The 21064-nt window shown below is 56.0% G+C and carries 19 protein-coding genes; 10 read left to right on the top strand and 9 right to left on the bottom strand.

Annotated elements, in window-relative coordinates; all coding sequences use genetic code 11:
* Window positions 1-27: 27 nt before the first annotated feature.
* Window positions 28-534: a Der GTPase-activating protein YihI gene (gene yihI / locus AC6CWS_RS20805; RefSeq protein ID WP_048296382.1), complete on the top strand. Its 507-nt coding sequence runs from the start codon at window positions 28-30 to the stop codon at window positions 532-534.
* A 188-nt stretch (window positions 535-722) separates the two neighbouring features.
* Window positions 723-2096 carry an oxygen-independent coproporphyrinogen III oxidase gene (gene hemN, locus AC6CWS_RS20800; protein ID WP_065883489.1) on the top strand — a complete coding sequence of 458 codons (1374 nt, stop codon included), beginning with the start codon at window positions 723-725 and terminating at the stop codon, window positions 2094-2096.
* 35 nt (window positions 2097-2131) lie between these two features.
* Here hemN and AC6CWS_RS20795 read toward each other — a convergent pair whose 3' ends face one another.
* The 4 genes from AC6CWS_RS20795 to glnA all read right to left on the bottom strand — a co-directional run bounded on the left by AC6CWS_RS20795 (window position 2132) and on the right by glnA (window position 6418).
* A complete protein-coding gene (locus AC6CWS_RS20795; RefSeq protein ID WP_004152951.1) occupies window positions 2132-2242 on the bottom strand; it encodes a YshB family small membrane protein in 111 nt (36 codons plus the stop codon).
* A 110-nt stretch (window positions 2243-2352) separates the two neighbouring features.
* Window positions 2353-3762, bottom strand: coding sequence for a nitrogen regulation protein NR(I) (gene glnG, locus AC6CWS_RS20790; protein WP_002882749.1), 1410 nt, complete (start codon window positions 3760-3762; stop codon window positions 2353-2355).
* Between the two features lie 8 nt (window positions 3763-3770).
* Window positions 3771-4820 (bottom strand): nitrogen regulation protein NR(II), encoded by a 1050-nt coding sequence (gene glnL, locus AC6CWS_RS20785; RefSeq protein ID WP_004203621.1) that lies wholly within the window; start codon window positions 4818-4820, stop codon window positions 3771-3773.
* Window positions 4821-5008: 188 nt separating this feature from the next.
* Window positions 5009-6418, bottom strand: coding sequence for a glutamate--ammonia ligase (gene glnA / locus AC6CWS_RS20780; protein WP_004203622.1), 1410 nt, complete (start codon window positions 6416-6418; stop codon window positions 5009-5011).
* A gap of 378 nt (window positions 6419-6796) precedes the next feature.
* Here glnA and typA point away from each other — a divergent pair, with 378 nt between their 5' ends.
* The 5 genes from typA (at window position 6797) to fabY (ending at window position 11629) form a co-directional block, all read left to right on the top strand.
* Entirely contained in the window at window positions 6797-8620 is a 1824-nt protein-coding gene (gene typA / locus AC6CWS_RS20775) for a ribosome-dependent GTPase TypA (RefSeq protein WP_023291496.1), read from the top strand.
* A gap of 135 nt (window positions 8621-8755) precedes the next feature.
* Window positions 8756-9355 (top strand): glucose-1-phosphatase, encoded by a 600-nt coding sequence (yihX, locus tag AC6CWS_RS20770; protein WP_017899838.1) that lies wholly within the window; start codon window positions 8756-8758, stop codon window positions 9353-9355.
* A complete protein-coding gene (locus AC6CWS_RS20765) occupies window positions 9349-10209 on the top strand; it encodes a virulence factor BrkB family protein (RefSeq protein ID WP_004203625.1) in 861 nt (286 codons plus the stop codon). Before yihX ends, AC6CWS_RS20765 begins: the two co-directional genes overlap by 7 nt.
* Window positions 10206-10643: a D-aminoacyl-tRNA deacylase gene (gene dtd, locus AC6CWS_RS20760; RefSeq protein ID WP_004203627.1), complete on the top strand. Its 438-nt coding sequence runs from the start codon at window positions 10206-10208 to the stop codon at window positions 10641-10643. The genes AC6CWS_RS20765 and dtd overlap by 4 nt, the downstream gene beginning before the upstream one ends.
* A gap of 44 nt (window positions 10644-10687) precedes the next feature.
* Window positions 10688-11629, top strand: coding sequence for a fatty acid biosynthesis protein FabY (fabY, locus tag AC6CWS_RS20755; protein WP_004178031.1), 942 nt, complete (start codon window positions 10688-10690; stop codon window positions 11627-11629).
* A gap of 10 nt (window positions 11630-11639) precedes the next feature.
* Here fabY and AC6CWS_RS20750 read toward each other — a convergent pair whose 3' ends face one another.
* The 5 genes from AC6CWS_RS20750 to fdnG form a co-directional block, all read right to left on the bottom strand.
* Entirely contained in the window at window positions 11640-12557 is a 918-nt protein-coding gene (locus AC6CWS_RS20750; protein WP_065883488.1) for an alpha/beta hydrolase, read from the bottom strand.
* Window positions 12558-12834: 277 nt separating this feature from the next.
* Window positions 12835-13764, bottom strand: coding sequence for a formate dehydrogenase accessory protein FdhE (gene fdhE, locus AC6CWS_RS20745; protein ID WP_004203631.1), 930 nt, complete (start codon window positions 13762-13764; stop codon window positions 12835-12837).
* Window positions 13761-14396: a formate dehydrogenase cytochrome b556 subunit gene (fdoI, locus tag AC6CWS_RS20740; RefSeq protein ID WP_004203632.1), complete on the bottom strand. Its 636-nt coding sequence runs from the start codon at window positions 14394-14396 to the stop codon at window positions 13761-13763. The genes fdhE and fdoI overlap by 4 nt, the downstream gene beginning before the upstream one ends.
* Window positions 14393-15295 carry a formate dehydrogenase subunit beta gene (gene fdxH, locus AC6CWS_RS20735; RefSeq protein ID WP_002882822.1) on the bottom strand — a complete coding sequence of 301 codons (903 nt, stop codon included), beginning with the start codon at window positions 15293-15295 and terminating at the stop codon, window positions 14393-14395. The genes fdoI and fdxH overlap by 4 nt, the downstream gene beginning before the upstream one ends.
* A 12-nt stretch (window positions 15296-15307) precedes the next feature.
* Complete coding sequence (gene fdnG / locus AC6CWS_RS20730) at window positions 15308-18358, bottom strand: formate dehydrogenase-N subunit alpha (RefSeq protein ID WP_131123467.1); 3051 nt, start codon at window positions 18356-18358, stop codon at window positions 15308-15310.
* Window positions 18359-18514: 156 nt separating this feature from the next.
* Here fdnG and fdhD point away from each other — a divergent pair, with 156 nt between their 5' ends.
* From fdhD to AC6CWS_RS20715, 3 genes are all read left to right on the top strand, one after another.
* Window positions 18515-19351, top strand: coding sequence for a formate dehydrogenase accessory sulfurtransferase FdhD (fdhD, locus tag AC6CWS_RS20725; RefSeq protein ID WP_065813264.1), 837 nt, complete (start codon window positions 18515-18517; stop codon window positions 19349-19351).
* 128 nt (window positions 19352-19479) lie between these two features.
* The gene (locus AC6CWS_RS20720) at window positions 19480-19692 is read left to right on the top strand and encodes a YdgH/BhsA/McbA-like domain containing protein (RefSeq protein WP_023291501.1); all 213 of its coding nucleotides are present in this window, start codon (window positions 19480-19482) and stop codon (window positions 19690-19692) included.
* A 389-nt stretch (window positions 19693-20081) separates the two neighbouring features.
* On the top strand, window positions 20082-21062 hold the full coding sequence (locus tag AC6CWS_RS20715; RefSeq protein WP_032454459.1) for a 6-phosphofructokinase: 981 nt from the start codon (window positions 20082-20084) through the stop codon (window positions 21060-21062).
* Window positions 21063-21064 lie beyond the last annotated feature (2 nt).

Genomic DNA, 21064 nt, shown 5'->3' with positions numbered 1-21064 from the left:
AATAATACTGTCTGAAGATTACACACCATGAAAAAACCGACATCCGCCACCCGTGGCAAATCCGGCCGCAAGTCGCGTGAAGAGTTAAATCAGGAAGCTCGCGATCGCAAACGGCAGAAGAAACATCGTGGCCACGCGGCAGGAAGTCGCGCGAACGGCGGCGATGCGGCTTCAGCGGGTAAAAAACAGCGCCAGGCGCAAGATCCGCGCGTGGGCAGCAAAAAACCAATCCCGCTGGGCGCGAGCGAAAGCAGCGCTCCAGCTCCCAAGCAGCATAAACCAAAGAGCGAGAAACCTATGCTTTCACCGCAGGCTGAGCTGGAGTTGCTGGAGAATGATGAGCGCCTGGACGCGCTGCTGGAACGTCTGGAAGAGGGCGGTACCCTGAATGCTGAAGAGCAGAGCTGGGTGGATGCCAAACTGGATCGTATTGATGAGCTGATGCAGCAGCTCGGCCTCTCTTACGATGACGAAGATGAAGAAGAGGAAGAGCGTCAGGAAGATATGATGCGTCTGCTGAAGGGTGGAAACTAACATTTGCATCCCATCGGATCCCCGGTACTGCTTATAACCCTTCTGGTTATATGTTATCTGCTGTGGTTATTCGTTAAACTACGACGGTTGTCGCGGCGTCAGAAATGGCTGCGCAACCGGCTCATGACCCGCGGTGCGGTGGGGCCGGGACGGCGTACCCGTCGGCGGCACCATCGGAAGGAGTGAGCATGTCTGAGCAGATAATCGACTGGGATCTGGCCCTGATCCAGAAATATAACTATTCCGGGCCGCGCTATACCTCGTATCCCACCGCGCTGGAGTTTTCACCACAATTCGGCGCGGCGGAATTCGATGCCGCTGTGGCCCGTTACCCACTGCGTCCCCTGTCGCTGTATGTGCATATCCCGTTTTGCCATAAGCTGTGTTATTTCTGCGGCTGCAATAAGATCGTCACCCGCCAGCAGCATAAGGCCGATCAGTATCTCGATCTCCTTGAACAGGAGATCATCCACCGCGCGCCGCTGTTTGCCAACCGTCAGGTTAAGCAACTGCACTGGGGAGGCGGCACGCCGACCTATCTCAATAAGGCGCAAATCAGTCGCCTGATGGATCTGTTGCGTACCCATTTTCATTTCAGCGCCGAAGCCGAGATCTCTATCGAGGTCGATCCGCGTGAAATCGAGCTGGATGTCCTCGATCATTTACGCGCTGAGGGTTTCAACCGCCTGAGTATGGGCGTGCAGGATTTCAATAAAGAGGTTCAGCGTCTGGTTAACCGCGAGCAGGACGAAGCGTTCATCTTTGACTTGCTTCGCCATGCGCGGGAGATTGGATTTACTTCGACCAATATCGACCTCATCTACGGCCTGCCGAAGCAAACGCCGGAGAGCTTTGCCTTCACCCTGCAAAAGGTCGCCGAGCTCAACCCTGACCGCCTGAGCGTGTTTAACTACGCGCATCTGCCCACGCTCTTTGCCGCACAGCGCAAAATTAAAGATGCCGATCTGCCCTCCGCTGAACAGAAGCTGGAGATCCTCCAGGAGACCATCGGCTCGCTGACGGCGGCGGGCTATCAGTTTATCGGCATGGACCACTTCGCGCGTCCTGATGATGAATTAGCGGTCGCGCAACGTCACGGCGTACTGCATCGCAATTTCCAGGGCTACACCACTCAGGGCGATACCGATTTGCTGGGGATGGGCGTGTCTGCGATCAGCATGATTGGCGACAGCTACGCTCAGAACCAAAAAGAGCTGAAGCAGTACTACCAGCAGGTGGCAGAGCAAGGGAACGCCCTGTGGCGCGGGATCGCGTTAACCCGTGACGACTGTTTGCGTCGCGACGTGATTAAGGCGTTGATCTGTAACTTCCGTCTGGATATTGATGCCGTCGAAGCGCAGTGGGCCGTGGATTTTCAGACTTATTTTGCCGAGGACCTGAAACTGCTGGCGCCGCTGGCGCATGACGGGCTGGTGGTGGTGGAGAGTAAGGCTATCCAGGTAACGGCGAAAGGCCGCCTGCTGATCCGCAACATCTGCATGTGCTTTGATGCCTATCTCCGGCAAAAGGCTCGGATGCAGCAGTTCTCACGGGTGATTTAATGTTTTCCCCCTCTCCCGCAGGAGAGGGGGAACAATTAGCTGAACAGCCCGACCAGCGCAGCGCACAGCACGGCAGCGACTGCCGTTTGCGGCGTGTGACTCGCAGCGGCGCCGCTCGATATCATACTCACCAGTGATTCAAACATGATGCTCTCCCCTAATGCCGGGCACGATCATACTCAACTCATCGGAACAGTAAAGTACAAAATAGCAGCACTTTGCGCTGATCGGCTATTTTTCATCACGCCGTTAAACCCTACTCCATACCCAACTCTTTTAGCTTACGCGTCAGGGTATTACGACCCCATCCCAGCAGGCGCGCAGCCTCCTGTTTATGTCCTTGAGTATGACGCAGGGCGGTTGTCAGCAGCGTGCGTTCCATTTCGGGTTGCGCTTCTGAGAGCAGGTTTTGATGACCGGAGCGCAGTGCCCGATCGGCCCACTGACCCAGCAGCGTCGCCCAGCTGTCTGGCTGCATCTGCGTCGGGCTATCAGGAATGGTGGTCTCAAACAGTTCGCTCGGCAGATCCTGCGTCAGCACCTCCTGGCCGGCGGCCATGACGGTGAGCCAGCGACAGGTGTTTTCCAGCTGGCGAACGTTGCCCGGCCACGCCAGGCGGGTCAGCGCTGTCTCCGTTTCCGGATGCAGCTGTTTGGCTTCAACACCTAGCTCGCGGGCGGCAATCTGCAGAAAATGGCGGGCCAGACGAGGAATATCTTCCCGACGCTCGCGCAGCGGCGGCAAATGCACCCGGATCACGTTCAGGCGGTGGAATAAATCTTCACGGAATTTCCCCTCCTGCACCCGCTGCTCCAGATTCTGGTGGGTGGCGGCGATGATCCGCACATCGACCTTCACCGGCGCGTAACCGCCCACGCGATAAAACTGGCCATCCGCCAGAACGCGCAGCAGGCGAGTCTGGACATCCAGCGGCATATCGCCAATTTCATCCAGGAACAGCGTACCGCCGTCAGCCTGTTCAAAGCGACCCTGACGGACGGTATTGGCGCCGGTAAAGGCCCCTTTTTCATGCCCAAACAGTTCCGATTCGATCAGGTCCTTGGGGATCGCCGCCATATTCAGCGCGATAAATGGCGCTTTTGAGCGCGGGCTATGACGATGCAGGGCATGAGCGACAAGCTCTTTACCGGTACCGGATTCGCCATTGATCAGCACGCTGATGGATGAGCGCGACAGACGGCCAATAATGCGAAAGACATCCTGCATGGCCGGCGCCTCGCCAATGATATCGGCGGTGGGGCTGCTTATCGGCGCATTTCGCGGCTGCTGCTGCTCCTGATAGTGGCTAATCGCCCGGTCGACGAGGGCGACGGCTTCATCGATATCAAAAGGTTTGGGCAGATAATCAAACGCGCCTTGTTGATAAGCGCTGACCGCGGCGTCCAGATCGGAATGCGCGGTCATTATGATGACCGGAAGCATTGGATGACGCTGCTTAATCTGTTTGAGCAGCGCCAGGCCATCCATTCCCGGCATACGGATATCTGACAGCAGTACATCCGGGGTTTTGGTGGTGAGGGCATCTAGCACCTCATTGCCGCTTTCGAACGTTGTGCAGCTCAAGCCGGCTCCGGTGAGCGCGCGTTCAAGCACCCAGCGGATGGAGCTATCGTCATCAACGATCCAGGCTATCCCTCGTTGCATAAACACCTCTACTTCCGAATAGGCAGGTATACCGAAAATTCGGTATGACCCGGCCAGCTGGTGAATTCAATTTTGCCGGAGTGCTGATCGATAAGGCTGCGGGCGATAGATAAGCCCAGGCCGGTACCGCCTTCGCGGCCGCTGACCATCGGATAAAACAACGTATCCTGGAGCTGGGGCGGAATACCCGGGCCATTATCTTCGACGTCAATACGGGCGGCGAGGCGATAACGCACCCCGTGCAGCGTCAGCTGGAAAGCGGTCCGGGTACGGAGAACAATTTCGCCCCCTTCCGGCCCCAGCGCCTGCAGCGCATTACGGACGATGTTCAGCAACACCTGTTCAATTTGATCCGGGTCGTGGGGGAGTTCCGGTAGGCTGGGGTCGTAATCACGGATCAACTTCACGTTGTCCGGCAACTCCATCGAGACCAGTTTCACTACCCGTTCGGCGACCTTGTGGATGCTTTCGGTAACGTGCATGCCCGGATGCTGTGGCCCAAGCAGACGATCGACCAGATTTCTCAGCCGGTCGGCCTGCTCGATGATCACTTTGGTATATTCCGTTAGCGCCGGGTCGGGCAGGGCTTTGCTGAGCAGCTGTGCCGCGCCGCGCAGGCCGCCTAACGGGTTTTTAATCTCGTGCGCCAGGCCGCGGACCAGATCTCGGGCGGCGACCTGCTGCGCGTGCTGCAGCTGCTCCTGGCTCAGGCGGCGCTGGTTATCCATCGGCGCCATTTCCAGCAGAATAAAGCCTTCCGGCAGCCGCTGGGCGGTCAGCGACAGGATATGCGAGCGGCCATCGATAACCAGCGTCACTTCGTTATCGGTAAAACCCTGGCCCGCCTGCAGACTCTCCTGCATCAGCCCGATATTCAATGAGAAATAGCTCAACAGCTCAGGTAACGGGGTGCCAAACAGTTTGCGCGAACTCTGCGCCAGCAGCTGCTGGGCCGCAGGATTGGCAAAGTGCACCGCCAGGTCGTCATCGACCAGTAAGATACTGTTGATAAGAGAGTTAAGGATCTGCCCAGCATCGGGCAGTGTGCCTGTTGCCATTCGACAGTCTCCTGAAAAAGAGTGCACCAATTTAGTGCAGTATAGCTTTTTATCGGTAAAAAGCTCGCGAGATCAGCGTGTTGGTGGAGAAAAAAGCCCATCCTGAGATGGGCTGAAAGTTTCCACGGCAACAAAATATCCCGGGCATCTCGCGCCACAACACGACATACCCTGGATTTACAGCAAAATTAGACGCTGTAGTACAGTTCGAACTCAACCGGATGCGGAGTCATGCGTACGCGGTCGTTCTCTTCCAGACGCAGGGCGATGTAAGCATCGATAGCGTCATTAGTGAATACGCCGCCAGCTGTCAGGAACTCGCGGTCAGCATCCAGGGCCTGCAGGGCTTCTTCCAGAGAACCGGCAACCTGCGGGATCTCTTTCGCTTCTTCCGGCGGCAGGTCGTACAGGTTTTTGTCCATTGCTTCGCCCGGATGGATTTTGTTCTTGATACCATCAAGGCCAGCCATCAGCAGCGCCGCAAAGCACAGGTACGGGTTGGCAGCCGGGTCCGGGAAGCGCACTTCGATACGACGCGCTTTCGGAGAGGTCACCACCGGAATACGGATGGAGGCAGAGCGGTTACGGGCAGAGTAAGCCAGCATAACCGGCGCTTCGTAACCCGGGACCAGACGCTTGTAGGAGTTGGTGGTCGGGTTCGCCAGGGCGTTGATGGCTTTAGCGTGTTTGATTACGCCGCCGATGTAGAACAGCGCCTGCTCAGACAGACCTGCGTATTTGTCGCCGGAGAACAGGTTGGTGCCGTTCTTCGCCAGAGACATATGGCAGTGCATACCGGAACCGTTGTCGCCGAACATCGGTTTCGGCATAAAGGTCGCGGTTTTACCGAAGCGGTGAGCGACGTTGTGAACAACGTATTTGTAAATCTGAATTTCGTCCGCTTTTTTGGTCATGGTGTTGAAGCGGGTTGCCACTTCGTTCTGACCTGCGGTAGCCACTTCGTGGTGGTGAGCTTCAACAACCAGGCCCATCTCTTCCATGATCATACACATGGTGGAACGGATATCCTGAGAAGAGTCTACTGGCGGAACCGGGAAGTAACCCCCTTTCACGCCCGGACGGTGACCTTTGTTACCGCCTTCGTATTTGGTGGAGGAGTTCCACGCACCTTCGATGTCATCGATCGCGACATGGGAGCCGGAGATAGAGGCGCCGAAACGGATGTCGTCGAACAGGAAGAATTCTGGTTCTGGCCCAAACAGGACGGTGTCAGCGATGCCGGTGGCGCGCAGGTACTCTTCAGCGCGTTTCGCGATGGAGCGCGGGTCACGGTCATAGCCCTGCAGGGTGCCTGGCTCGAGGATATCGCAGCGGATGATCAGGGTCGGTTCTTCGTAGAACGGGTCAATGACCGCGGTGGAAGCGTCCGGCATCAGGACCATGTCAGATTCGTTGATACCTTTCCAGCCACCAATCGAGGAGCCATCAAACATTTTGCCTTCTTCGAAGAATTCGGCATTTACCTGATGAGACGGAATCGTGACGTGCTGTTCTTTACCTTTGGTATCGGTGAAGCGCAGATCGACAAACTTCACTTCGTGCTCGTTCAGCATCGTCAAAACGTGTTCAGCGGACATACTTAAACTCTCCCGGATTGGTCATTGTCGTCGTGGTAACGAAAACTTCATACTGCTTAAAAGTGGCGTTGTTGCCTTAAAAAATATAAAGCGAAATCTGTGCCAACTTTTAAATGCCCTATAAAACGCTGTATCATGCGCACCATAGTGCAAAAGGACTGCACCATGATGGAGATAATGCACCAAAATAGTGCCTCAGTGTGAACATTGAGCACCATTTTGGTGCAATTTTTGTTACGGTGCCCTTTTATCGCTCCGTGAAAGCGGTCACAAAGAAACTCTGCAATACTTGTTTGCGGAGGATGTTTGTGATCCTGTTCAGTCCTTCGCTTAATACGTGTACAATAACGCGCTATTTCTAATGCCTGAGGCAAAGTTGTGATCGAAAATCTGCGTAATATCGCCATCATCGCGCACGTTGACCATGGTAAAACTACCCTGGTTGACAAGCTGCTACAGCAATCCGGTACGTTCGACGCACGTACTGAAGCACAAGAACGTGTGATGGACTCCAACGATTTGGAGAAAGAGCGTGGGATTACCATCCTCGCGAAAAACACCGCAATCAAATGGAATGATTACCGTATCAACATCGTTGATACCCCAGGGCACGCCGACTTCGGAGGTGAAGTTGAGCGTGTTATGTCCATGGTTGACTCTGTGCTGCTGGTGGTAGATGCCTTTGATGGCCCGATGCCGCAAACGCGCTTCGTGACCAAAAAAGCTTTTGCCCACGGTCTGAAGCCGATCGTGGTCATCAACAAAGTTGACCGCCCGGGCGCGCGTCCGGACTGGGTTGTCGATCAGGTGTTCGACCTGTTCGTTAACCTCGACGCGACCGACGAACAGCTGGACTTCCCGATCGTTTACGCGTCCGCGCTGAACGGTATCGCGGGTCTGGACCACGAAGACATGGCTGAAGACATGACCCCGCTGTACCAGGCGATTGTCGATCGCGTGCCGGCGCCGGACGTTGACCTTGACGGTCCGCTGCAGATGCAGATCTCCCAGCTGGACTACAACAACTACGTTGGCGTCATCGGCATCGGCCGCATCAAACGCGGTAAAGTGAAGCCGAACCAGCAGGTCACTATCATCGATAGCGAAGGCAAAACCCGTAACGGTAAAGTCGGTAAAGTACTGACCCACCTGGGTCTTGAGCGTATCGAGAGCGACGTAGCTGAAGCTGGCGACATCATCGCGATCACCGGTCTGGGCGAGCTGAACATCTCCGACACCATCTGCGACCCGCAGAATGTCGAAGCGCTGCCGGCTCTGTCCGTCGATGAACCGACCGTTTCCATGTTCTTCAACGTCAACACCTCTCCGTTCTGCGGTAAAGAAGGTAAGTTCGTTACCTCTCGCCAGATTCTGGACCGCCTGAACAAAGAGCTGGTACACAACGTGGCGCTGCGCGTTGAAGAAACCGAAGACGCTGATGCGTTCCGCGTTTCCGGCCGTGGTGAACTGCACCTGTCCGTTCTGATTGAAAACATGCGTCGTGAAGGTTTCGAGATGGCGGTTTCCCGTCCGAAAGTTATCTTCCGTGAAATCGACGGCCGTAAACAAGAGCCGTTCGAGAACGTGACGCTGGACGTCGAAGAGCAGCACCAGGGTTCTGTTATGCAGGCGCTGGGCGAGCGTAAAGGCGACCTGAAAAACATGAATCCGGACGGAAAAGGCCGCGTACGTCTCGACTACGTGATCCCAAGCCGCGGTCTGATCGGCTTCCGTTCAGAGTTCATGACCATGACCTCCGGTACCGGTCTGCTGTACTCCACCTTCAGCCACTACGACGACGTTCGTCCGGGCGAAGTGGGCCAGCGTAACAACGGCGTGCTGATCTCCAACGGTCAGGGTAAAGCGGTAGCGTTCGCCCTGTTCGGTCTGCAGGATCGCGGTAAGCTGTTCCTCGGTCACGGTGCGGAAGTTTACGAAGGCCAGATCATCGGTATTCACAGCCGTTCTAACGACCTGACGGTAAACTGCCTGACCGGTAAGAAACTGACCAACATGCGTGCGTCCGGTACTGACGAAGCCACGGTTCTGGTTCCGCCGGTTAAGATGACCCTGGAGCAGGCTCTGGAGTTCATCGATGACGACGAACTGGTAGAAGTCACTCCGACCTCTATCCGTATCCGTAAACGTCACCTGACCGAGAACGACCGTAAACGCGCGATGCGCGGTGCAAAAGAAGAGTAATTTATTCTTCTTGTTGTTCGTAAAACCCCGCCTCTCCGGCGGGGTTTCTTTTTTTGATTCCTGCATCACACGCCAATAGTCAAATCCTGCCTTTCCCGCTAAAGTTAATTTTCCACGGCGCGGAAGGAGACGAAAATGCTCTATATCTTTGATTTAGGTAATGTGATTGTCGACATTGACTTCAACCGGGTATTAGGGGCCTGGAGCGATTTAACCCGCATCCCGCTGGCGACGCTGAAGCAGCATTTCACCATGGGAGAGGCTTTCCATCAGCATGAGCGCGGCGAGCTCAGCGATGAAGATTTTGCCGCCGCCATGTGCCATGAAATGAATATGTCCCTCAGCTATGAGCAGTTTGCTCACGGCTGGCAGGCGGTGTTTGTCGCGCTGCGTCCGGAAGTGATTGCGATCATGCAAAAACTGCGTGCCCAGGGCCATCGCGTGGTGGTGCTCTCCAATACCAATCGTCTTCACACCACGTTCTGGCCGGATGAATACCCGGAAGTGCGCGCTGCCGCCGATCGCATCTATCTGTCTCAGGAGATGGGAATGCGTAAGCCTGAAGCGCAAATTTATCAGCGAGTACTGGAAGAAGAGGGTTTTTCCGCCGCAGATACGGTCTTTTTTGATGATAACGTCGATAATATAGCAGGGGCTAACCGGTTGGGGATCACCAGTATTCTGGTGACCGGGAAGAAGACCATCCCTGACTATTTCGCGAAACAGCTATGCTAAGAACCGTTCATCAAAAATTACTCCACCATACCCGGCCGCTGCTGGCGTGGCTTAAGCTGCTGTGGCGGCGTATTGATGAAGACCATATGACCACCCTGGCGGGGAACCTCGCCTATGTGTCATTACTGTCCCTGGTGCCGCTGATTGCCGTCGTGTTCGCGCTGTTTGCGGCCTTCCCCATGTTCTCCGAAGTCAGCGTGCAGATCCGCCATTTTATCTTCGCCAATTTTATTCCGGCGACCGGGGATGTGATCCAGGGATATATCGAGCAGTTCGTCGCCAATTCCAGCCGCATGACCGCCGTAGGCGCCTTTGGCCTGATCGTGACCTCGCTGCTGCTGATGTACTCGATCGACAGCGCGCTAAACACCATCTGGCGCAGCACGCGCAGCCGGCCCAAAGTTTACTCCTTTGCCGTCTACTGGATGATCCTGACCCTTGGTCCGCTGCTGGCGGGCGCCAGCCTGGCGATCAGTTCCTATCTGCTGTCGCTGCGCTGGGCAAGCGACCTGGACGGCGTAATTGATAATCTGCTCCGCCTTTTCCCGCTGATCCTCTCCTGGGCAGCATTCTGGCTGCTCTACAGTATTGTACCCACCACCCAGGTGCGGAACCGCGACGCGGTGATCGGGGCGCTGGTGGCGGCGCTGCTGTTCGAGGCAGGTAAAAAAGCGTTTGCCCTCTATATCACCACCTTTCCGTCCTATCAGCTCATTTATGGCGTGATTTCGGTGGTGCCGATTTTGTTCGTCTGGGTGTACTGGACCTGGTGTATCGTCTTGCTTGGCGCTGAAATTACTGTCACTCTCGGTGAATACCGCAAACTTAAAACAGAAGAAACAGAACAACCATGATTGCATTAATTCAACGCGTATCCCGTGCAAGCGTTACCGTGGCGGACGAAGTGACGGGCGAAATTGGCCCGGGGCTTCTGGTGCTGCTGGGGGTCGAAAAAGACGATGATGAACAAAAAGCGAATCGCCTCTGCGAGCGCGTGCTGGGCTACCGCATCTTCAGCGATGCGGAGGGGAAAATGAACCTGAATGTTCAGCAGGCGGGCGGCAGCGTGCTGGTGGTTTCGCAATTTACGCTGGCGGCCGATACCGAGCGGGGGATGCGGCCGAGCTTCTCGAAAGGTGCTGCTCCGGACCGCGCTGAGGCGCTGTATGAGTATTTTGTCGCCCGCTGTCGCCAGCAGGAAATGAACACCCAGACCGGAAGATTCGCTGCGGATATGCAGGTTTCTTTGGTCAATGATGGTCCCGTGACCTTTTGGTTGCAGGTATGACCCAGCTTCCGGGCAGGCTGCGGGTAACAAAAGAGAGTACGACTATGTATCACCTTCGTGTACCGCAAACAGCAGAAGAGTTAGAGAGCTACTATCAGTTCCGTTGGGAAATGCTGCGTAAGCCGCTGCATCAGCCTAAGGGTTCGGAACGTGACGCCTGGGATGCGATGGCGCATCATCAGATGGTGGTGGATGAAGAGGGCAACCTGGTGGCCGTCGGCCGGCTATATATCAATGCGGAGAATGAAGCTTCCATTCGCTTTATGGCCGTTCATCCCTCGGTGCAGGATAAAGGGCTGGGTACGCTGATGGCGATGACCCTCGAGTCCGTCGCGCGTCAGGAAGGGGTTAAGCGGGTCACCTGTAGCGCTCGCGAAGATGCGGTAGAGTTTTTCGCCAAGCTCGGCTTTGTCAATCAGGGGGAGATTACTACCCCGACCACCACGCCGATCCGTCATTTCCTGATGATTAAACCGGTCGCGTCGCTGGACGATATTCTCCACCGCGGCGACTGGTGCGCGCAGCTACAGCAGGCGTGGTATCAGCATATCCCGCTGAGTGAAAAGATGGGCGTGCGCATTCAGCAGTACACCGGGCAGAAATTTATTACTACCATGCCGGAAGCGGGGAATCAGAATCCGCACCACACGCTGTTTGCCGGCAGCTTGTTCTCTCTCGCCACCTTAACCGGATGGGGGCTTATCTGGCTGATGCTGCGCGAGCGGCACCTGGGGGGCACCATCATTCTGGCGGATGCGCACATCCGCTACAGTCAGCCCATTAGCGGCCGCCCCAGCGCCATTGCCGACCTCGGTTCGCTGAGCGGCGATCTTGACCGTCTGGCGCGTGGGCGTAAAGCCCGCGTGCAAATGCAGGTGGAGCTTTTTGGCGACGATAAACAGGGCGCCGTATTCGAGGGGATCTACATCGTGCTGCCGGCGAAGCCCTTTGGCTCTTACGAAGAGGGCGGCAACGAGGAAGAGTAGCCCCGGGCGGTTATCGTCCTGGCGATGCTACGCGCCAGGCGATATCCCGCATGGCCTCTCGCGCGGCGCGGCTGATCCCCCCCAGCTGAAAGAAGCCGTGGATCACCCCCAGATAGCGCTGACAGGAACTCTCCACCCCTTGCGCCATCAGCCTTCGATGCAGCGCTTCGCCCTCGTCGCGTAAAGGATCGAACTCCGCCGTCAGAATATGCACCGGCGGCAGACCGTGAAAATCGTCGCGCCAGAGCGGACTGGCATCCGGATGGTTCGCCGGCGTCGAGGCGAGGTACATTTCATAGCCGCTCAGCAGCGTGTCCCGGGTAATCACATAGTCAGCGCCGTTGCTGACGTAGCTCGCCATGCTGGCGGTGGGGTCAAGCATGGGATAAATCAGAATCAGTTGCGCGGGTTGCCACGCCGTATTCGCTTTCAGGCGCAGGGCCGTTACCAGAGCGAGGTGCCCGCCGGCGCTGTCGCCAGCCAGGGTGATGCGTGATGCGTCAACGCCAAGCTGCTCCGCGTGTCGGTGGATAATCATGACACCTTGTTCTGCGTCATCGTGCGCTGCCGGAAAGGTATGCTCCGGCGCCAGGCGGTACTGCACGGCGATCACCCGGCAGCCGCTGAACCAGGCTAGCTGACGGAGCTGATTGTCGTGGGTGGCAAAGCCGCCGCTGACAAAACAGCCGCCGTGGTAGTAGATAAGTGTCGGCAACAAGCCGCTGGCGGTGGGCGGTGAAACGATGCGGAAGTTCATCCCCTCCAGCGTGATATCCTCCACCCGCACTCTGGTTTCCATCTCCCCGGCGAGCACCGCGCTGGCGATATAGCCGGCTCTCCGATCATCAATATATTGATCGCGTGATGACGGACGCTCTGCCGCAATAAACGCCTCAACCAGCGAAGCAATCCCTTTTTCCAGCGCCATGTGAAGTTCCTTATACTGTTTTAATATCCAGTGTTATAGCCTGGATTATGGCGAAAAGACAGACTTGATGAGATCGCCTTTACGTTCTGGAAAGCGGCTCGCAAAAATGCGTGTACGCCGGCCGAGGTGCTGGATACTGCGGTTTGGCACTTGTAATGTGTGACTGGTAGCTGTACGAGCCTGATTCGATTACTGTAAGCCAATGGCGTAGCAAGATGAGCTTTATAGAAGCGCATTGAAAGACCGGGTCGCAAGTGCTTCCCGGTTTGATGAGAACTTACTCCCCTTCGCCGGGGAACATGAACGGGTTTATTGAGCTTCTGGCGAAGCCTTCCTGCTCCATGCGGGCGTCGAGCACCAGGGATGCCAAATCGTCGGCGACGGCTTCGACTTTCGGATCCTTCTCCTGATACATAATCTTCAGGTAGGTTCCGCAGTCGCCACAGCTTTCAGCTTTCACCGCAGCCTGCTCGTTGTCCAGTGACCAGTAGTGCAGATCGCGGCTCTGTTCGCAATTGCTACATTTGACGCGTACCACGTGCCACTCGGTTTCGCACAGATTGCAGTGCAGATAGCGCAGCCCCTGGGTGGTACCGATCTGCACGATGCTGGAGACCGGCATCGAGCCGCACACCGGGCAGAACTGGCGCTGTTCGCCGTATTCGGCGCGCGCTTTCCCTGGGATCAGACTGGCCATCTGCGCCCAGTAGAGCGACAGCGCGGCCCAGATGAACGGCGCTTTATCGCTGCTGACCGAGGCGAAGTCGGAAGCAAACAGCGCGCTGGCCATCTGCTCCAGCTCCTGCTCAGAGGCTTTTTCCAGATTCTCAATCACCGCCAGCGCCGGGCCGCTCATCTCCGGCTTCAGCTCGGCAATCAGCGAGTGCAGCAGCTTATGCCAGTGTTTGTCGCGCGGCAGGACGTGGATATCCAGCGGCGGCTTGCCCTGTTCGCTGGCCGCTTTAATGCGGGCGGTGAGATCCATCTGCAGCGGATGGTCGTACAGCACCACTTCCTGGGCATGGGCGATCAGCGCGGCAAAGCGCAGATAATCGCCCAGCGGGTTGTTGGCGGCCAGCTCGCGCAGGCGTTCAGCGCGGCGGTTATACAAATTTTTCAGTCTGGGGAACAGTAGCGGCGGAATGGCTTCCGCCGTGCGTTTCTCGCTCGAACCCAGCTCGTCTTGCGGGATTATGCGAATACTCATTCAGATGACTTTTCCTGTTTCTGGCGGACCTCTCGGTACCAGCGCGGGTGATGTTTCTTCGCCCACGTACTGGTGACCCAGCCTTCCACCATCGCGGTAATGGTGCCTTTCACCCAGAGGGCGGCGTAGATATGCACCATGATAACCACAATTAACGCCACTGCGGCAAATGAATGCAGCATCAGCGCAAATCGGATCACCGGGATTGAGAAAGCCGGCGCAAAATACGGACGCCAGATGATCACACCGCTCACCAGCAGCAGTACCAGGAAGATAATCGCCGCCCAGAATACGCATTTCTGGCCGAAGTTATAGCGCCCGGTATCGCCTACCTCCTCGTTGACGACGATCTTACGAATATTCTTCGCCCAAAAGATATCATCCCGATTGATTAGGTTGTGGTGCCAGTAACGGAAAAACATGATGATGAACGACGCGAACATCACCACCCCGACGAATGGGTGGAGAATTCGCGCCAGCTGCGGCGTGCCGAGGATATGCATCAGCCAGTTAAAGGACGGGAAGAAAAAGCCTAACCCGCTTACCGCCGCCAGGATGAAGCAGAAGGCGGTGACCCAGTGGTTGATGCGTTCCGGCGCCGTGTAGCGCACGATGGTGTCACGTCGTTTCATTTGCGCACCTCGTCTTTCTCTTCATGCAGGTTGTCCTCTTCCTCTTCCGCGCGGTTCGGACCGACGCCGACGTAGTGGAAGATACTGGCTGCGAAGGTCGCGGCGAAGCCGACGGCCGCCAGCGGTTTCCAGATGCCTTTCCAGAACTTGACGGTCTGGCTGATCTCCGGGTTTTCCGGCAGGCCGTGGTACAGATTCGGCTTGTCGGCATGGTGCAGCACGTACATGACGTGGGTGCCGCCGACGCCGGCCGGATCGTACAGGCCCGCATTGTCGTAACCGCGGGTTTTCAGCTCAGCCACGCGCTCGCCGGCCAGCGTTTTCATATCCTCTTTGGAGCCAAAGTGGATGGCGCCGGTTGGGCAGGTTTTCACGCAGGCCGGTTCCTGGCCGACGGTGACGCGGTCTACGCACAGGGTACATTTGTAGACGCGGTTGTCTTCCGGGTTCAGACGCGGCACATCGAAAGGACAGCCGGCGATACAGTAACCGCAGCCGATGCACTGCTCGGACTGGAAATCGACGATGCCGTTGGCGTACTGAATGATCGCGCCTTCTGACGGGCAGGCCTTCAGGCAGCCCGGATCGGCGCAGTGCATGCAGCCATCTTTGCGGATGAGCCATTCCAGCTTGTCGTTTTGCTCCACTTCCGAGAAGCGCATTACCGTCCATGACTTGGCGGTCAGGTCCGCCGGGTTGTCATACACCCCGACGTTGTGACCGACTTCATCACGAATATCGTTCCATTCGGAGCAGGCCACCTGACAGGCTTTGCAGCCGATACAGGTGGTGACGTCGATAAGCTTCGCCACCTCCTGCTGGTGGTCCCGCGCCTGAGGCGCGGGGGTGAAACCGTTAGTCGCGGAACGACGAATAATATCTTGCGATTGATAAGCCATAAGTCGTCTCCGTTACACCTTTTCCACGTTCACGAGGAAAGCTTTGAACTCCGGCGTCTGCGTGTTCGCATCACCGACGAACGGCGTCAGGGTATTGGCAATAAAGCCTTTTTTCGCCACGCCCTCATAGCCCCAGTGAATAGGAATGCCGATGGTATCGATATCCTTACCGTCTACTTTCAGCGTGCGAATACGTTTGGTCACCACCGCCTTGGCCTTGATGTAGCCGCGGTTGGAGGAGACCTTGACGGTATCGCCATGGCTGATACCAAGCTTATTCGCCAGTTTTTCACCGATCTCCACAAACTGCTCCGGCTGCGCGATGGCGTTAAGCAGCGCGTGCTTGGTCCAGTAGTGGAAGTGTTCGGTCAGGCGGTAAGTGGTGCCGACGTACGGGAATTTCTCCGCTTTGCCCATCTGCTCGAGATCGCCTTTGAAGACGCGAGCGGCCGGGTTAGAGACCACGTTCGGGTGCAGCGGGTTAGTCCCGAGCGGCGTTTCAAACGGCTCGTAGTGTTCCGGGAACGGTCCTTCCGCCATCTTATCGATAGCGAACAGACGGCCCATCCCTTCCGGCTGCATGATAAACGGACCGACGTCGCTGCCAGGCGCGGCGGCGCTGTAGTCCGGAATATCCACGCCGCCCCATTTCGCGCCGTCCCACTTCAGCAACTGACGTTTAGGATCCCACGGTTTACCCTGTGGGTCCGCGGAGGCGCGGTTATACAGGATGCGGCGGTTGAGCGGCCATGCCCAGGCCCAGCCCAGCGTATTGCCCAGACCGGACGGATCGGCGTTATCGCGGCGCGCCATCTGGTTGCCTTCCGGCGTCCAGCTTCCGGCGAAGATCCAGCAGCCGCTGGAGGTCGTGCCGTCGTCGCGTAGCTGTGCGAAGGAGCTCAGCTGCTGCCCTTTCTTGACGATCACCGCGCCGGTCGCCGGGTCGGTAATATCCGCCAGCGCTTTACCGTTGCTTTCCATCGCCACTTCTTCCGACGCCGGCTCATGCGGTGTGGAGTAATTCCACGTCATGTTGAGCACTGGCTCTGGCGCCGGGCCACCCTCTTCGGCATACATCTTACGCAGGCGAGTGAAGATACCGGCGAGGATTTCGCCATCGGTGACAGCGATCCCCGGGGCGTCCGCACCTTTCCAGTGCCACTGCAGCCAGCGGCCGGAGTTGACGATAGACCCGTTCTCTTCGGCGAAGCAGGTGGACGGCAGACGGAACACTTCGGTCTGGATTGTCGACGGGTCAACATCGTTCGACTCACCGTGGTTTTGCCAGAAGGTGGACGTTTCGGTATTGAGCGGGTCGATGGTCACGAGGAACTTCAGCTTCGACAGGGAAGCGACGACCTTGTTTTTGTTCGGGAACGAGGCGACCGGGTTAAAGCCCTGGCAAATATAGCCATTCACTTTGCCCTGATTCATCATCTCGAAGTACTGCAGAACGTCGTAGCTCTTATCCCATTTCGGCAGCCAGTCAAAGCCCCAGCTGTTTTCTGCTGTCGCTTTATCGCCGAAGAAGGCTTTCATCATGGAGACGAAGAACTTCGGATAGTTGCCCCAGTAGTTGACCTGGTCTTTCAGCAGCGGCTTCGGCGTGTTAGCCGTCAGGTAGGTCTGCAGGTCGGCCTGTTTTTCGTTAGGCAGCGACATGTAGCCCGGCAGGCTGGTAGAGAGCAGGCCGAGGTCGGTCAGACCCTGGATATTGGAGTGGCCGCGCAGGGCGTTGACGCCGCCGCCTGCCATCCCCATGTTGCCGAGCAGCAGCTGGATCATCGCCATGGTGCGGATGTTCTGCGCGCCGATGGAGTGCTGGGTCCAGCCGAGAGCGTACAGGAACGACGCGGTTTTATCCGGCGCGCTGGTTTCGGCAATGTATTCACAGACTTTGAGGAAGTCGGCCTTCGGCGTACCGCAGATGTTTTCGACCACATCCGGGGTATAACGGGAAACGTGCTGCTTCAGCAGGTTCCAGACGCAGCGCGGATGTTGCAGCGTGGTATCGCGTTTGGCGAAGCCGTTTTCGTCCAGCTCATAGTTCCAGCTGGTTTTGTCGTACTGGCGTTTTTCGGCGTTATAGCCGCTGAACAGCCCGTCGTCGAAGCTGTAGTCCTCACGCACGATCAGGCTGGCGTTGGTGTAGGCTTCGGTGTATTCGCGGTTGAATTTTTCGTTATTCAGCAGGTACAGGATCACGCCCGACAGGAAGGTAATGTCGGTACCGGAACGAATCGGGGTATAGAAATCAGCCACTGACGCTGTACGCGTGAAGCGCGGATCGATAACGATGAGTTTGGCACCGTTATGGATTTTGGCTTCCATCGCCCAGCGGAATCCCACCGGATGCGCTTCAGCGGCGTTACCGCCCATCACCACGATCAGGTTGGCGTTCTTAATATCCACCCAGTGGTTGGTCATCGCACCGCGACCAAATGTTGGAGCAAGACTTGCTACCGTTGGTCCGTGTCAGACACGCGCCTGGTTATCCACCGCCAGCATCCCGAGGGCGCGGGTAAATTTTTGCGTTAAATAGCCGGTTTCGTTACTGGAAGCGGAGGCGCACAGCATCCCGGTGGTCAACCAGCGGTTGACGGTGGTGCCGGCGTCGTTTTGCGCGATAAAGTTGGCGTCGCGGTCCTCTTTCATCAGCTTCGCGATGCGATCGAACGCTTCGTCCCAGCTGATTTGCTGCCATTTATCGGAGCCTGGCGCGCGATATTGCGGGAATTTCAGGCGGCTTTCAGAATGGATAAAGTCCACCAGACCGGCCCCTTTCGGACAGAGCGCACCACGGTTAACCGGATGATCCGGATCGCCTTCGATATGGAAAATGGATGCTTTGGCGTTTTTTGCGCCGTCGCCGAGGCTATACATCAACAGCCCACAGCCGACAGAACAGTATGTGCAGGTGTTACGGGTTTCGCGTGTGCGCAGCAATTTGTACTGCCGTGTCTCCGCGAGCGCAGTTGCCGGGGCAAAGCCCAGCGCTGCTGCCGTGGTTCCCGCCATACCGCCAGCGCAGATCTTAAAGAACTGCCTTCTGCTGACCTGCATGGTTCGCTCCTTGTTTCGACATTGTCACATGTAGTTATTTGCTTTGCGGTGAAGGCCGCAAAGGTTCAGAATTAGGGCATATTTCCCTCATTCCTGAAGGGATAAAAACAGAATACCACATTGTGTGTATGCCTGTTCCAATACGGTTAAAGCAAAGTGAACAAGAAGCCTCTCGAACAAATCGAAAATGTGACGAACATCACAGGATATCGCCGGGTCTCCCTCTGGAAGCGCGAGGATCTGCAACACCCTCAGCCAGATGAGTTAGCGGAAGAGGTCCCCGTCGCGCTGGTCTACAACGGTATCTCCCACGTAGTGATGATGGCCACGCCGAAAGACCTCGAGCAATTCGCCGTCGGCTTCTCCTTATCCGAAGGGATTATTGAGCATCGGCGGGAGATTTTCGGCATGGACGTGGTGTCGATGTGCAACGGCCTTGAGGTGCAGATTGAACTCTCCAGCCGGCGTTTTATGGGGCTCAAAGCCCGGCGACGCGCGCTGGCCGGGCGCACCGGCTGCGGGGTATGCGGCGTCGAGCAGCTCAATGATATTGGTAAGCCGGTCCAGCCGCTGCCGTTCACCCAGACGTTCGATCTCGCCAACCTCGACCAGGCTCTGGCGCATCTTAACGACTTTCAACCGATCGGCCGACTCACCGGCTGCACCCACGCGGCCGCCTGGGTCCGGTCGACGGGCGAACTGGCGGGCGGTTTTGAAGACGTCGGCCGGCATGTGGCGCTGGATAAACTGCTCGGCCGGCGGGCGGAAATCGGCGAGGGCTGGCTGCCTGGCGCCGCGCTGGTATCCAGCCGCGCCAGCTATGAAATGGTGCAGAAAGCCGCGATGTGCGGCGTCGAGATCCTGTTCGCGGTATCAGCAGCTACTACCTTAGCGGTGGAAGTCGCCGAGCGCTGCAACCTGACGCTGGTGGGCTTTTGCAAGCCGGGCAGGGCGACGATCTACACCCACCCGCAGCGTTTGAATGCGGGTTAAAAGTTGATCAGTAAATTTGAACAATGACAGCAAATCCTTCCGCTTTTTGTTTGGTGATGTGCGGGCTACTATTTAACACATCAAGGCACAACGCCTTATCTAAACAACTAAATGAAAGGGTTTATCTCATGAAAAGCATCAAAACTTTTGTCGCAGTAATCGCTATGGCCGCCTCTTTTGCTTCCTTCGCTGCTGAAACCGTCACCGCTACCGCGACAACGATGGACGGCGCGGAAGCGAAAATCGCCGCACAGGCCCAGGCAGCAGGCGCTTCGTCTTACAAAATTACCGAAGCGTTTACCGGCAACCGCGTGCATATGACTGCGGAACTGAACAAATAAGCGTAACGTTACTGTCGAAAGAGCGCCTCAGGGCGCTTTTTTTGTTTCCGCTTTGGCAAAAAACAGCCACTATTTCCCACCGCCGCGAAAAAAATGTGGCAGTACTCACGTTTCCGTTCTTTTCTTAAATCCCCATTATTACCGCAAATGAAACATCTTCAATGCTGAATATCTCGATGTTTTAACGCTATGAAATATAAAGATATTAAAACCAGAAAGCGATGAAGATCACTCTCTTTTAATGAGATGTTTATCACAAAAATAAGCGTGATATCACTCCTGTCAACTATTCACGGACCTAATTTAATACGCATTATGTGATCTCCATTGCAAATAGAAGTCTTGCAGTCAGGGAAAAATGTCGTCAGGCAAATGAGCGAGGAAGCGTCATGAAAATTGGCATCGTTATTAGCGGCGGGGATGTTTCGGGAATGAATAATTTTATATTCCAGATTGCCAGGCAGGCTGATGCCGAGATCACCCTGTTTAATGGCGGTATTCCTGGCCTGCTGGAGAAAAATCATCAGGATATCGCGTGGCGCGATCTGGTTGATTTCTCTATTACCGCTGTGCCGATCATTACCTCCGGACGCACCAGTCGCAAACTGCAGCGCAGCGAATATGAAATGATTGCTAAAAAACTTAAATCGTTGCGTATTGATGTGCTTATTATGGCCGGGGGGGATGGCAGCCTGCAGTTTCTCAATACCCTAAGTGAATTTGATATTAATTGCTTTGGCGTGGGAATGACTATCGATAATGATGTGTATGGCAGTGATTATACGATTGGTTTTTCCACGGCCTGCGAGCAGATTATTAAAGAAGTCTCCCGTTTAAGAAATACCGGAAGAGCGCTGCCGGGGCGGGTTTTTATGGTTGAGATATTAGGAGGTTATTGTGGAGAACTAACGTTACAGTCCGCCATTAAATGCAATGCGGATATTGCCCTGATCCCGGAGGCGCAGATGCCGCTGGCCATGCTTGCGGAACGGATTACCCGGAAGCTGAGCATGCAGAACAGCGTCGTTATCCTCTGCTCAGAAGGCTACACCAAAGAGTACTCTCCCGGCTTTCAGGGAGCGATTGATACCATGATCAAACAGCTGGAACCGCAAATTGGCGTCCGTATCCGTAAAACGATTGTCGGCTATGGCTTACGCAGCGGTGAACCGACCTGTGAAGAGATTTATCAGGGCACCATTATGGCCAGTGAGGTGGTTCGCTGTATTCAGTCAGGTATGAAAAATAAAGCCATAATAATTAATTCCAGTAATAAACCTATTCCGATTGATTTAGTCAGTATGAAAAAACGTCTGGTCGATACTGAAGGACATCATTATAAACTTGCCAAGCAACTCAATATTATTTGAGG

This window comes from Klebsiella sp. M041 (assembly GCF_059759695.1).
The sequence above is the reverse complement of the archived record's forward strand: the minus strand, read 5'-3'. Positions and strand labels throughout refer to the sequence as shown.